Consider the following 12,733-nt stretch of genomic DNA (forward strand, 5'->3'; position numbering starts at 1 on the left):
CGGCGCGCCGACCCCGCGGGCCGCACGCCGGACCCGGCGTCAGCCCGCGCGGACGGTCCGTCCGCCCCTCCCGACCGGGCGTCAGCCCGCGTAGAAGAAGGACCGCGGCTTGTCGACCAGCGGGGCCTCCCGCCACTGGTTGTTGACCAGCCGGTAGGCCTTGAGTTCGCTCGGCTTGCCGTCCGCCTGCTTGACCTCCGCCATCGCGAGGACCGGCGGCGCCTGGGTCAGGCTGTCCGCCCGGGACTCCGAGGCCGCGACGGTCATCATGCTGTCGGCGCTCTGCAGTTGGGTGTCGGTGCTCTGCGAGCCGTCGGTGCTGATGAAGTACAGCTGCTGGGTCCGGTCGGCCTCCTTGCCGAGCACCAGCAGCTGGTCGGCGTCCGCCCAGGACACCGAGGCGACGTCGGTGAGCGTGGGGGCGGCCCGGCGCAGCCCGGTGATCTTCACCGTCGGCGCCTGCGGGGTGCCGCCGTGCACCACCAGGCCGAACATCAGCGAGCGGATGGCCACGCCCGGGGTCTTGACCACCAGGGCGACCCGGACGCCGTCCGAGGAGATCTTCAGCGCCTGCACGGTCTGCCCGGTCAGCCCCTCGACCGGCACGGTGTACGACTTGTTGCCGCGCACCATCACGACGCGCTGCCCCTGCTGGTTGCGGTCCACCACCCAGAGGTCGCCGCGGCCGTCCCAGCTGGGCGAGGCGAAGCCGTCCTCCTTGTCGCCCGACTTCGCCGTCGAGCTGAGCACCGGCTCGCCCAGGGCGACCGCCGCGTCCGTCAGCTGCACCGAGTAGACCTGGTGGCCGTCCTCGCTGATCACGGCGGCCTGGGCGCCGCCCCGGCTGACCGCGACGGCGCCGAGCGGCGGCTTGGTGTTCGACTGCGGCTTGCCGAGGACGCCGCGGACCGGGTCGCCGGCACGCCCCTCGTCGGTCGCCACCAGGGAGCCGTCGGCGCGCTGGTAGTACTGCGTCGCGGCCGTCGATCCGGCCAGGGCCCCGGGGCCGGTGGCCGGCACGTCGGTGCGGCTGGCGGTGCAGGAGCCGCGCTGCCCCTTCAGTTCCAGCCGCTCGACCTGCCCCTTGCCCTGGTCGGCGAGGGTGTAGAAGAGCTGGGTCGCCATCCGCCGGCAGGCCATCGGCTCGCTGACGTCGGCGCCGCCGAGCTGCACGTGGGCGACCCGGCCGTCGTCGATGGTCACCCGGTCGACCCGGGCGGCGTTCGGGAAGGCCGTGCGGACCACCGGCGAGAGCCAGGTGGAGGGCCCGTCGGCCACCGCCTGGGCGGCCGAGGTCAGCGGGTCTATTCGGCGCCGCAGGTAGATCGGGTCGGCGACCAGCACCTCCTGGCCGACGTTCCCCGAGGCCACCGCGGACGGGTCCGGCGAGGTGTAGAAGAACCGCTCGACCTGGCGGAAGCTGTTCCGGAAGTTGGTCTCGTTCATGATCACGCCGGACGGCAGCTTGTCGATCCGCCACTCGCCGTCCTTCTCCCGGACGAAGGTGAAATCGGACGAGACGTTGTTGTTCTGCCCGGCCACCGGCAGGTACGAGTGCTTGTCGTCGACGCTGGCGACCAGTTGCCCGCTGACCGTCACCGTCACCGGGTCCAGGCCGTCCGCGTTGGTGACGTCCTGGCCGCCCGGGATGGTGGTGGACGAGAGCACCCGGATCCCGGCCTCCGGCTTCCAGGCCGCGGCGGCGCCCTCGGTGAGGTACTTGCGCGCCGTCTCGTACCCCTCGTCGGCGGTCACCGCGTCCAGGAAGCCGGTCAGCAGCTCGTGCGGCTTGGCTCCCTTGCCGGGTGCCACCGGGTAGACCCTGGCCTGCAGGTTCTTGTCCGCCGAGCCCTGGGACAGCTCCACCTTGGTGATGCCGCCGGAGTCCGGCATGGCGGCGCAGCCGCTCGCCAGCAGGGCGAGCAGCGCGCCGGTCACCGCGAGGCGCCGCGGCTCAGTCCTGTTGCTCGTCCCTCGCACGATGCGACCCCTCCAGGTCCGTCCCACCCATCACGTCCGGCTCAGCCGTCCGCTGTGCCACCGACGGCCGTCCGGGCGTCGGGTCCACCATGACCTGGGCGCCGGTCGCCCCGTACCCGGCACCCGCCGTCCGCACGTCCGAGGGGTCCGTACGCGGCCCCTCGGGCAGTCGGCGCTGGCCGAGGCCGGGGCCGATGTTCAGCACCCCGCCGAGCCCGCTTCCGAGGCCGGCACCGAGACCGAGGCCGTCCGGCGCCTCCGTCGGCTCCTCGGCGACGGTCATCGCCGTCGAGCCGACCGGGCTGATCGCCCGCCGGTACGGCGTCCCGTACGTGCCCAGGCCCCGGTTGTTGCGGGAGTCCTCCGGCTCCAGCCGGAAGGGCGCCCGGGAGATCTCGCCGCCGCGGGTGCGCGGCAGGGTCAGCCGGAAGTGCGAGCCGCCGCCGGGCTCGCCCCAGGCCTGGAGCCAGCCGCCGTGCAGGTGGGCGTCCTCGACGGCGATGGACAGGCCGAGGCCGGTGCCTCCGGTGGTCCGCACCCGGGACGGGTCGGCCCGCCAGAAGCGGTGGAACACCCGGGACGCCTCGCCCGGCTTGAGGCCGATGCCGTAGTCGCGCACGCCGACCGCGACCGCGCCGTCCGCCGAGCCCAGCCGGACCACCACGTCGCGGCCCTCGCCGTGCTCCAGCGCGTTGACGACCAGGTTGCGCAGGATGCGCTCGATCCGGCGGGAGTCGACCTCGGCCAGCACCGGCTCGCCGTCGCCGCGGATCACCACGGCGCTGCCCTTGGCCTCGGCGAGCGGTTCGGCGGCCTCGACCACCCGGCCGACGATCTCTCGCAGGTCGACCGGCTCGGCGTCCAGGATCGCGGCGCCGGCGTCGAACCGGCTGATCTCCAGCAGGTCGGCGAGCAGCGACTCGAAGCGGTCCAGCTGGCCCTGCAGCAGCTCCGCGGAGCGGGCGGCCATCGGGTCCAGGTCCTCGCGGCTGTCGTAGATGAGGTCGGCGGCCATGCGCACCGTGGTCAGCGGGGTGCGCAGCTCGTGCGAGACGTCCGAGACGAAGCGCCGCTGCACCCGGGACAGCTCCTCCAGCTGGCGGATCTGCGCCTGCAGGGCGTTGGCCATCCGGTTGAACGATTCCCCGAGGCGGGCGATGTCGTCCGTCCCGGTCACCTTCATCCGCTCTTCCAGGTGCCCGTCGGCGAGCCGCTCGGAGATCCCGGCGGCCATCCGGACCGGGGTGACCACCTGGCGCACCACGACCCAGGCGATGCCGCCCATCAGGATCACCACGAACACGCCGGCGGTCGCCAGGGTGCCGGTGACCAGGTTGAGGGTGTCGGTCTCCTGGCCGAAGGAGAACACGTAGAACATCTGGTAGCTGTTTCCGGCCGCGGCCGGACCGATGAACTGCATGCCGAGGGCCAGCCCGGGCTCGGTCTTCCCGCCGCTCTCGGGCGAGCGGTGGATCCGGGTCGGCTGGTCGAACATCTGGCCGGGCTCGGAGGCGAGCTTGGCCCGCAGGGCGTCCGGGATGCTGCTGGGCTGGATGTCACCGGAGTAGCGCGGCGCGAAGCCGGCGGTGTCCGGGACGACGGCGCCGCTGCCGGGGGCCATCGCGATCACCGAGTAGACGGTCTGCCCGCTCCCGGCGAGGTCGTTGACCTGCCGCAGCAGCCAGGTGCCGATCTCGTCGACGGTCGGGTCGGCGGTGCCCCGCAGCTTCTGGTCCCTGGCCTCGTCGATCTTCTTCTGCTCGACCTGGAAGCCGATCCTGGCCTGCGCCCGGGCGGCGTCCATCTTGGTGTCGAGCAGGCCGGTGCGCACCTGCGCCACCACGACCACGCCCAGCACCAGGACCACCGCGATGGACGCCAGCAGGGACACCGCGACCACGCGCAGCTGGATCGACCGCCGGTACAGCGCGGACACCCGGTGCACGGGACGGCGCAGCTGACGCTTGGCCAGCCCGGCGACGCCGGAGGGGCGCCGGCGGCGGGTGGTCGAACTCAGTACGTCCCCGCGCACGGCTCCGGCCCCGTCGGTCGCGGTACCCGACGGGGTCTCGTCAGCCCGGTCCGTCACGTCAGCTGGGTCCGGCCTTGTAGCCGACGCCGCGGACGGTCACCACGATCTCGGGGCGCTCCGGGTCCTTCTCGATCTTGGAGCGGAGGCGCTGCACGTGGACGTTGACCAGGCGGGTGTCCGCCGCGTGGCGGTAGCCCCAGACCTGCTCCAGCAGCACCTCGCGGGTGAACACCTGCCAGGGCTTGCGGGCCAGCGCGACCAGCAGGTCGAACTCCAGCGGGGTCAGCGGGATGCCCCGGCCGTCCCGCTTCACCGAGTGGCCGGCCACATCGATCACCAGATCGCCGATGGTCAGCTGCTCGGGTGTCGGCTCCTCGGCGCGGCGCAGCCGCGCACGGACCCGGGCCACCAGCTCCTTGGGCTTGAACGGCTTGGTGACGTAGTCGTCGGCACCCGATTCCAGGCCCACCACCACGTCGACCGTGTCGGTCTTGGCGGTCAGCATGACGATCGGAATCCCGGATTCCGCCCGGATCTGCCTGCAGACGTCGATGCCGTCCCGACCGGGCAGCATCAAGTCGAGCAGGACCAGATCGGGCTTGGTCTCCCGGAACGCGGCTAGCGCCTTGTCCCCATCCGCGACGAAAAACGGCTCAAAACCCTCACCACGCAGCACGATGCCGAGCATCTCGGCCAGTGCGGAGTCGTCATCAACGACGAGGACGCGTCCCTTCATGCGTCCATCCTCTCATTACCGGATTGTGACCTGCCGCACAGCAGTGCCATTGCTCCAGAACGGCCAACTTCCCCCACCGGCGCATTCCGGCCATACCGGGCGAATGACCACGGCCCGAGCGCCTCCGAACCGTCCGCGGCCCACCACCCGACCCACCGTGACCACCCGTTGCCGATCAGCAACCGGATCCCCATGGGGCCTCCTGCGGCCCCATGGCACGATTGGCGCTGCGTGCGGGCGGAAGATCCGTCCGGAGCCGCGCCCACGACGCCCCTCCGAGGAGCAGTGATGACCGACACTCCGGGCTGGGCCTCGCCCAGCTCGTCCGAGCCACCCCGCGACGGCGTCCGGCCCCCGGCCGACGCGCCCGCCGCCGTGCCCGGGCCGTCGGCACCACCGCAGGCCACCCCCGGCTGGACCGGCCAGCCGGGCCAGTACGGCCAGTACGACCGGCCCCAGTGGGGCCAGCAGCCCCCCGGCGGCCGGCACCCCCACGGCTGGGGCGCACCGCAGAGCCCCAGGCCCGGCGTCATCCCGCTGCGCCCGCTCGGCGTCGGCGAGCTGCTCGACGGCGCCGTCGGCACCGTCCGTCGGCACTGGCGGACCGTTCTCGCCCTCTCCCTCGGCATCGCCGTGGTCGCCCAGGCCGGAGCCGTCCTGGTGGACCTCCTGGTCAGGGGCAAGACCGGCGCCGCCACCCAGACCCTGCGCCTGGTCGCCGCCCTGCCGCTGCAGTTGCTGCTCGACGTGCTCGCCGCCGCACTCCTCACGATCGTCGTCAGCCGCGCCGTCCTCGGCCGCTCCGCGACCGCCGGGGAAGCCTGGCGCGACGCCCGGCCGCGGATCCTGCAGCTGCTCGGGCTCACCCTGCTCACCGTCCTGATGGGCCCCGGAGTGGCCCTGCTCGGCTTCGCCCCGCTGATCGGTTACGGCGCCGGCGGCGCCGACGAGCCCGCGACCACCGCGCTGCTCTTCCTCGTCGGCCTGCTGGCCCTGCCCGTCGCCGCCTGGCTGTGGGTCCGGTACAGCCTGGCTGCCCCCGCGCTGATGCTGGAGAAGCAGGGCGTGGCCACGGCACTGTCGCGCTCGCGGCGCCTGGTCCGCGGCTCCTGGTGGCGGATCTTCGGCATCACCCTGCTGAGCAAGGTGCTGTCGCTGGTCGTCGCGGTGGTCATCGCCGTCCCGTTCCGCTTCATCGGCCTGATGCTCGGCTTCGAGACCCTCGACCCGAACGGCCTGACCGGCACGAGCCACCAGGGCGTCGCGATGATGGTCGTCATGGCGGTCGCCGGAATCATCGCCGGCACCCTCACCACCCCCTTCATGGCGGCCGTCGGCGTACTGCTCTACGTCGACCAGCGGATCCGCCGCGAAGCCCTGGACATCGAGCTCGCCCGCGCCGCCGGCCTGCCCGAGTACGGCGGCACCGGCTGGGGCGAGCCCAGCGACCAGACCCCGGCGAGGCGCTGAACCGGATGCCTAGTTGGGGGGACAGGCTCCTCGCCGCGGGCGGCGCCCCGGTCACCGTCCCGCGCGATCCCGCGCGCGACGCCGCCCGGGACGAGCTGCTCAACGCCGAGTACCACAAGAACGACCCGTCGATCCTGCAGCGGGCCGTGGACTGGTTCTGGGACCACGTCTCCGGCGCGCTCGGCAGCATCTCCGGCGACGGCACGAGCGGCACCACCGGCCTGGTGCTCTTCCTGGTCGTCGCGGTGCTGATCGGCGCCGCGCTCTGGTGGCGCCTCGGCGCGCCCGGGCGCGCCGCCCGCACCACCGGGGACGTGTACGGGGTCGAGGGCCCGCGCAGCGCCGCGCAGTACCGGGCGGACGCCGCCGGGCACGCCGCCGCCGGACGCTGGGCCGACGCCGTCCGCGAGCAGATGCGGGCCCTCGTCCGGGGCCTGGAGGAGCGCACCCTGCTCGACTCCCGCCCCGGCCGCACCGCGGACGAGGCCGCCGACGAGGCAGGCCGGGCGCTGCCCGAGCACGCCGCCGCACTGCACGCGGCCGCCCGCACCTTCGACGACATCACGTACGGCGAGCGCACCGCCGACCAGGCCGCGTACCGGCTGCTGCACGAGCTCGACCGGACGCTGGAGCACACCCGCCCGGTGCTCACGCCCGGCGCGGCGGCCCCCGCCGCGTCCGCTTCGACCCCGACCCAGGCCCCGGGAGGAACGGCATGACCGCCACCGCCCCCGCGCCGTCGCCCGCGGCCGAGGCGCCGGCCGGCGCCGCCCCCACCAGCCTCGCCCCCACGGCCCGCGGCCTGTGGCGCCGGGCCCGCTGGTACCTGGCCTTCCTCGCCGCCCTGCTGATCGGCGCCGTCGCCGTGACCTCCCTCGGCCAGGACCACCGCTACCCGCCGCTCGACCCCCGCTCGTACGACGCCGACGGCGCCCACGCCGTCGTCACGCTGCTCGAACAGCAGGGCCTCAAGGCCGAGTTCACCACCGACCCGACCGGCAGCCCGGCCGGCCCCGACACGCTCGTGCTGCCCGAACCGGACCTGCTCGACCCCGCCCAGCTGCGCGCCGTCGCGGCCGCCGGACACCGGAGGCTGGTCCTGATCGCCCCGGGCCCGACCGCACTCACCGTGCTCGCCCCCGGCATCCGGCCGTCCGAGGACGGCGGCGGCTACGCCTCCGTCCGCAGCACCACCGCGGACTGCCCGCTCGTCGAGGCCACCCGGGCCGGCAGCGCCCACCTGGGCGGCATGCTCTACACCAGCGGCAGCCGAGGCCAGGGCTGCTACCCGCGCGGCCACGGCTACCCGCTGGTCAGCACCCCGGCCGGCGCCGGCGACGTCATCGTGCTCGGCAGCGGCGCGTTCCTGCAGAACGAGAAGCTCGCCACCGACGGCGACGCGTCCCTCGCCCTCGGCCTGCTCGGCTCGCAGCCGCACCTCACCTGGCACCTCCCGGACTACACCGCCCCGCTCGCCGAGGGCGCCGGCCACAAGACCCTTGAGGACTTCATCCCGAGCGGCTGGCACTGGGCCTACTACCAACTCGTGGTCGCCGCCGTGCTCGCCGCCCTCTGGCGCGGCCGCCGGCTCGGCCCGGTGGTCAGCGAGGCCCTGCCCGTGGTGGTCCGCGCCTCCGAGACCACCGAGGGTCGCGCCCGCCTCTACCGGCGGGCCAGGGCCCGCGGCCACGCCGCCGAGGGCCTGCGCGGCGCGACCGCCCACCGCCTCGCCCCGGCCCTGGGCGTCCCGCTCCGAGCCGGCGCACCCGACACCGACGCACTCTGCGCGGCCGTGGCCGACCGGCTCCCCGGCCGGCCCGCCGGGGACGTCCGGGCCCTGCTGTTCGGCCCGCCCCCGACCGACGACGCCGCACTGCTGCGGCTCGCCGACGACCTCGACGCCCTCGAAAGGCAGGTTCGGAACCCGTGACCGACCAGGCAACCGCCCAGCTCCGCGCCGTCCCCGGCCCGGCGACCGCCACCCCCGGCAGCACCGACCCGCGGGCCGCGCTGACCGCCCTTCGCGCCGAGATCGGCAAGGCCGTGGTCGGTCAGGATGCCGCCGTCACCGGCCTGGTGGTCGCACTCCTGTGCGGCGGCCACGTCCTGCTGGAGGGCGTCCCCGGCGTCGCCAAGACCCTGCTGATCCGCACCCTCTCCACCGCGCTCAGCCTTGAGACCAAGCGCATCCAGTTCACCCCCGACCTGATGCCGGGCGACGTCACCGGCTCGCTCGTCTACGACGCCCGCACCTCCGAGTTCTCCTTCCAGCCCGGTCCGGTCTTCACCAACCTGCTGCTCGCCGACGAGATCAACCGCACCCCGCCGAAGACCCAGGCCGCCCTGCTGGAGGCCATGGAGGAGCGCCAGGTCACGGTCGACGGCGAGCCGCGCGCGCTGCCCGTGCCGTTCATGGTCGCCGCGACCCAGAACCCGGTCGAGTACGAGGGCACCTACCCGCTGCCCGAGGCCCAGCTGGACCGCTTCCTGCTCAAGCTGATCCTGCCGCTGCCCGACCGCGACCAGGAGTTCCAGGTCCTCTCCCGGCACGCCGCCGGCTTCGACCCCCGCGACCTCGCCGCGGCCGGCGTCCGCCCGGTCGCCGGGCCCGAGCACCTCGCCGCCGCCCGTGAGCAGATCGCCAAGCTGACCGTCTCCCCCGGGGTCCTCGCCTACATCGTCGACCTCTGCCGCGCCACCCGGCAGTCCCCGTCGCTGTCCATCGGCGTCTCCCCGCGCGGCGCCACCGCCCTGCTCGCCGCCTCCCGTGCCTGGGCCTGGCTGGCCGGCCGCGACTACGTCACCCCCGACGACGTGAAGGCGCTCGCCCTGCCCACCCTGCGGCACCGGGTCGCGCTGCGCGCCGAGGCCGAGATGGAGGGCGTCACCGCCGACTCCGTCATCCAGGCCGTCCTCGCCCAGACGCCCGCACCCCGCTGATCCACCCGATCAGCCCGACCCTCCCGATCCATCGCCCGCCGCCCGCCGCCCGTTCCCGTCACGGGCGTCCGGACGACGGGTCACCGAAGGAGCGCACCGCATGGCCCTCACCGGGCGAACCGCCCTGCTCGCCGCGCTCGGCGCGCTCGTCGTGGGCCTGCTGCTGCCGTCGGCGACCGGGATCTGGCTGGTCACCGGCACGGTCCTGCTCGCCGTCGTGGCCGACCTGGTGCTCGCCGCCCCCGTCCGCGACCTGCGGTTCGGCCGGGGCGGCGACACCACCGTCCGGCTCGGCGAACCCGCCTCGGTCGAACTGACCGTCACCAATCCGTCCGGGCGCCCCCTCCGGGCCCTGGTCCGCGACGCCTGGGCCCCGTCCGCCTGGCGGCCCGGCACCGCCGAGACCGCCTCCCGGCACACCCTGACCGTGCCCGGCGGCGAACGGCGCCGGGCCGTCACCCTGCTCGACCCGACCCGCCGCGGTGACCACCACGCCCACCGGGTCACGGTCCGCTCGTTCGGCCCGCTCGGCCTCGCCGCCCGCCAGGGCTCGCACCTCGTCCCGTGGACGGTCCGCGCGCTGCCCCCGTTCGCCAGCCGCAAGCACCTGCCCTCCCGGCTCGCCCGCCTGCGCGAACTCGACGGCCGCACCTCGGTGTTGACCCGCGGCCAGGGCACCGAGTTCGACTCCCTGCGCGAGTACCTGCCCGGCGACGACGTCCGCTCCATCGACTGGCGCGCCAGCGCCCGCCGCACCACCGTCGCCGTCCGCACCTGGCGCCCCGAACGCGACCGGCACATCCTCGTCGTCCTCGACACCGGCCGCACCTCGGCCGGCCGCGTCGGCGACGCCCCCCGTCTGGACGCCGCCCTCGACGCCGCCCTGCTGCTGAGCGCCCTCGCCACCCGCGCCGGCGACCGCGTCGACCTGCTCGCCCACGACCTCCACAAGCGCGCCGCCGTGGCCGGCTGCTCCGCCCACGAGGTACTGCCCGCCTTCACCAACGCGATGGCCGACCTGGAGCCCGCGCTGCACGAGACCGACATGCGCTCGCTGGTCTCCACCGCCCTCAAGATGGCACCGCAGCGCTCACTGATCGTCCTGCTCACCGGCCTCGACGCGGCCCCGGTCGAGGACGGCCTGCGCCCTCTGCTGCCGCTGCTCACCAAGCGCCACGAGGTCGTCCTCGCCTCCGTCGCCGACCCGCGGCTGGACGTCCTCGCCGCCGGCCGCGGCACCGTCGAGGCCGTCTACGGCGCCGCGGCCGCCGAGCAGACCCGCGCCGACCGCCGCGCCACCGCCGAACACCTCACCCGCCACGGCGTCACCGTGCTCGACGCCCCGCCCGCGCAGATCGCCCCGGCCCTGGCCGACACCTACCTGGCGCTGAAGGCCGCGGGCCGGCTCTGACTCCGCCCCGGCCGGCCCCTCGGGACCCCTCGGGTCCCCTCAGCGGGGCCGGGCGGCGTTCGGACCCGCGTTGAGCCGGGCCGCCTGACGGGTCAGATGCTCGCGCTCGGCCAGGTTCGGCGCCTTGTGCGCCGCCTCGGCGTACAGGCGTGCCGCCGTCCCCGGGTCCCCGTCGCGCTCGTGGAGGTACGCCGCTACCGCCGTGTACCGGGGCAGTGCGTCGTCAAGCTCCGCGAGCGCCGCCAGCCCGGCCCGCGGCCCGTCCGCCTCACCGACCGCCACCGCGCGGTTCAACCGCACGACCGGACTGTCCGTCAGCCGCACCAACTCGTCGTACCACTCGACGATCTGCACCCAGTCCGTCTCAGTGGCGGTGGGGGCGTCGGCATGCAACGCCGCGACGGCGGCCTGTGCCTGGAACTCGCCCAGCCGGTCACGGGCCAGCGCAGTCCGGAGGATCCCGACCCCCTCGGCGATCAACCCGGTGTCCCACCGGCCGCGGTCCTGCTCGGCCAGCGGGACCAGGCTGCCGTCGGGCCCGGTCCGGCCGGCCCGCCGGGCGTGGTGAAGCAGCATCAGGGCCAACAGCCCCGCCACCTCGGGATGGTCGCTCGCAGCCGCCAGCCGTCTGGTGAGCCGGATGGCCTCGGCGGCGAGGTCGACGTCCCCGGAGTAGCCCTCGTTGAACACCAGGTAGAGGACGCGCAACACCGTGGAGAGATCGCCGGGTTGATCGAACCGCACGCCGGACACGGTGCGCTTGGCCCGGCTGATGCGCTGGGCCATGGTCGCCTCGGGCACCAGGTAGGCCCGGGCGATCTGGCGGGTGGTCAGACCGCCCACCGCCCGCAGGGTGAGCGCGACCGCGGACGACGGCGTCAACGACGGGTGGGCGCACAGGAAGTAGAGCTGGAGCGTGTCGTCCACCTCGGCCGCCGGCCCCGGACCCGGCTCCTGGTCGACCAGGTCCTCCCGCCGGCGGCGGGCGGTGTCCGACCGGGCCGCGTCGAGGAACTTCCGCCAGGCGACCGTGACCAGCCAGCCCTTGGGATCCCGGGGCGGACCGGCCGGCCAGACGCGCACCGCCTCGACCAACGCCTCCTGGACGGCGTCCTCGGCCGCCGCGAAATCCGCTCCGCGGCGGACGAGGATCCCAAGCACGCTCGGCGTGAGGCTCCGGAGCAGGGCCTCGTCCATCGGCAAGGTCACTCCGTGATGGTGGGCGGCGCGGCCAGGAACGGACGCAGCTCCAGCCACTCGTGGATCGGCTTCCCACCGGCCCCCGGCGCGGCCGACAGCTCCCCGGCCAGCTCCAGGGCCCGCTCGTAGCTGTCCACGTCGATCACCATCCAGCCGGCGATCAGGTCCTTGGTCTCCGCGAACGGACCGTCGGTAACCGGCGGACGGCCCTCGCCGTCGTACCGCACCCAGGTGCCCTCGGGTGCGAGCGCCTGACCGTCGACGAACTCACCGGTCTTCTCCAGCCGGGCCGCGAAGTCCTGCATGTACCGGATGTGCGCGGAGATCTCCTCCGGCGTCCACTGGTCCATCGGCACGCAGTTGACCGCGTCCGGGGCACCCCGGTAGTGCTTGAGCATCAGGTACTTGGCCATCGTGCTTCTCCCTCGTGCTGGTGCCACCCATTGTGGCCGCGTTCACCCCGGGGACGAAGCCGGCCACGGGTTCTCGACACGGTCGACCAAGATTTTCGGGATCCTCCCCCGCAGCTCCTCCCGCCGGAGCCGCCAGGACCCCCACCGGCGCCCGTGCGCATCGACCGGCTCCGATGGGCTCCGGCGTTCGCCCCGGAAACACGTGCCCGGGAAACGCGAAGAACCCCCATCCGGAATCCGGATGGGGGTTCTTCACAAAGATTGTTCGGCGGCGTCCTACTCTCCCACAGGGTCCCCCCTGCAGTACCATCGGCGCTGTGAGGCTTAGCTTCCGGGTTCGGAATGTAACCGGGCGTTTCCCTCACGCTATGACCACCGAAACACTATGAAACTGTCAACCGCACACCCGAATTCGGGCGGGTCGTTGTTTCAGAACAACACAGTGGACGCGAGCAACTGAGGACAAGCCCTCGGCCTATTAGTACCGGTCAACTCCACCCCTTACAGGGCTTCCATATCCGGCCTATCAACCCAGTCGTCTACTGGGAGCC

Annotated in this window: 10 protein-coding genes and 2 rRNA genes; 5 read left to right on the plus strand and 7 right to left on the minus strand. The window is 74.1% G+C overall.

Features of this window, described 5'->3' with window-relative positions; translation table 11 throughout:
• Window positions 1-81 precede the first annotated feature (81 nt).
• The 3 genes from AB0D10_RS09175 to mtrA all read right to left on the minus strand — a co-directional run bounded on the left by AB0D10_RS09175 (window position 82) and on the right by mtrA (window position 4,748).
• A complete protein-coding gene (locus AB0D10_RS09175; RefSeq protein WP_360253513.1) occupies window positions 82-1,980 on the minus strand; it encodes an LpqB family beta-propeller domain-containing protein in 1,899 nt (632 codons plus the stop codon).
• Window positions 1,955-3,952, minus strand: a complete 1,998-nt coding sequence (gene mtrB, locus AB0D10_RS09180) for an MtrAB system histidine kinase MtrB (RefSeq protein ID WP_360253555.1) — start codon at window positions 3,950-3,952, stop codon at window positions 1,955-1,957. The genes AB0D10_RS09175 and mtrB overlap by 26 nt, the downstream gene beginning before the upstream one ends.
• 118 nt (window positions 3,953-4,070) lie before the next feature.
• Window positions 4,071-4,748, minus strand: a complete 678-nt coding sequence (gene mtrA / locus AB0D10_RS09185) for an MtrAB system response regulator MtrA (RefSeq protein ID WP_030061806.1) — start codon at window positions 4,746-4,748, stop codon at window positions 4,071-4,073.
• A 288-nt stretch (window positions 4,749-5,036) separates the two neighbouring features.
• Between mtrA and AB0D10_RS09190 the strand changes: the two genes are divergently transcribed.
• From AB0D10_RS09190 to AB0D10_RS09210, 5 genes are all read left to right on the plus strand, one after another.
• A complete protein-coding gene (locus AB0D10_RS09190; protein WP_360253515.1) occupies window positions 5,037-6,218 on the plus strand; it encodes a glycerophosphoryl diester phosphodiesterase membrane domain-containing protein in 1,182 nt (393 codons plus the stop codon).
• 5 nt (window positions 6,219-6,223) lie between these two features.
• Window positions 6,224-6,937, plus strand: a complete 714-nt coding sequence (locus AB0D10_RS09195) for a DUF4129 domain-containing protein (protein ID WP_360253517.1) — start codon at window positions 6,224-6,226, stop codon at window positions 6,935-6,937.
• Entirely contained in the window at window positions 6,934-8,148 is a 1,215-nt protein-coding gene (locus AB0D10_RS09200; RefSeq protein ID WP_360253519.1) for a DUF4350 domain-containing protein, read from the plus strand. Before AB0D10_RS09195 ends, AB0D10_RS09200 begins: the two co-directional genes overlap by 4 nt.
• Before the next feature lie 80 nt (window positions 8,149-8,228).
• Window positions 8,229-9,158 (plus strand): MoxR family ATPase, encoded by a 930-nt coding sequence (locus tag AB0D10_RS09205; RefSeq protein WP_360253557.1) that lies wholly within the window; start codon window positions 8,229-8,231, stop codon window positions 9,156-9,158.
• Window positions 9,159-9,258: 100 nt separating this feature from the next.
• Window positions 9,259-10,569: a DUF58 domain-containing protein gene (locus AB0D10_RS09210; RefSeq protein WP_360253521.1), complete on the plus strand. Its 1,311-nt coding sequence runs from the start codon at window positions 9,259-9,261 to the stop codon at window positions 10,567-10,569.
• A gap of 39 nt (window positions 10,570-10,608) precedes the next feature.
• On the opposite strand, the gene AB0D10_RS09215 is transcribed toward AB0D10_RS09210, so the two are convergent.
• The 4 genes from AB0D10_RS09215 to AB0D10_RS09230 form a co-directional block, all read right to left on the minus strand.
• The gene (locus AB0D10_RS09215) at window positions 10,609-11,766 is read right to left on the minus strand and encodes a DUF6596 domain-containing protein (RefSeq protein WP_360253559.1); all 1,158 of its coding nucleotides are present in this window, start codon (window positions 11,764-11,766) and stop codon (window positions 10,609-10,611) included.
• An 8-nt stretch (window positions 11,767-11,774) separates the two neighbouring features.
• Window positions 11,775-12,182: a YciI family protein gene (locus tag AB0D10_RS09220; RefSeq protein ID WP_360253523.1), complete on the minus strand. Its 408-nt coding sequence runs from the start codon at window positions 12,180-12,182 to the stop codon at window positions 11,775-11,777.
• A 263-nt stretch (window positions 12,183-12,445) separates the two neighbouring features.
• Window positions 12,446-12,562, minus strand: a 5S ribosomal RNA gene (gene rrf / locus AB0D10_RS09225).
• Window positions 12,563-12,640: 78 nt separating this feature from the next.
• Window positions 12,641-12,733, minus strand: a 23S ribosomal RNA gene (locus AB0D10_RS09230); the annotation flags it as partial.

The organism is Kitasatospora sp. NPDC048545, assembly GCF_040651155.1.
Classification (GTDB): domain Bacteria; phylum Actinomycetota; class Actinomycetes; order Streptomycetales; family Streptomycetaceae; genus Kitasatospora.

Excerpts from the sequence above, each read along its gene's own strand:
- mtrA (WP_030061806.1), bottom strand. The coding sequence starts at position 4,748 with ATGAAGGGACGCGTCCTCGTCGTTGATGACGACTCCGCACTGGCCGAG.
- AB0D10_RS09190 (WP_360253515.1), top strand. The coding sequence starts at position 5,037 with ATGACCGACACTCCGGGCTGGGCCTCGCCCAGCTCGTCCGAGCCACCC.
- AB0D10_RS09195 (WP_360253517.1), top strand. The coding sequence starts at position 6,224 with ATGCCTAGTTGGGGGGACAGGCTCCTCGCCGCGGGCGGCGCCCCGGTC.
- AB0D10_RS09200 (WP_360253519.1), top strand. The coding sequence starts at position 6,934 with ATGACCGCCACCGCCCCCGCGCCGTCGCCCGCGGCCGAGGCGCCGGCC.
- AB0D10_RS09210 (WP_360253521.1), top strand. The coding sequence starts at position 9,259 with ATGGCCCTCACCGGGCGAACCGCCCTGCTCGCCGCGCTCGGCGCGCTC.
- AB0D10_RS09215 (WP_360253559.1), bottom strand. The coding sequence starts at position 11,766 with ATGGACGAGGCCCTGCTCCGGAGCCTCACGCCGAGCGTGCTTGGGATC.
- AB0D10_RS09220 (WP_360253523.1), bottom strand. The coding sequence starts at position 12,182 with ATGGCCAAGTACCTGATGCTCAAGCACTACCGGGGTGCCCCGGACGCG.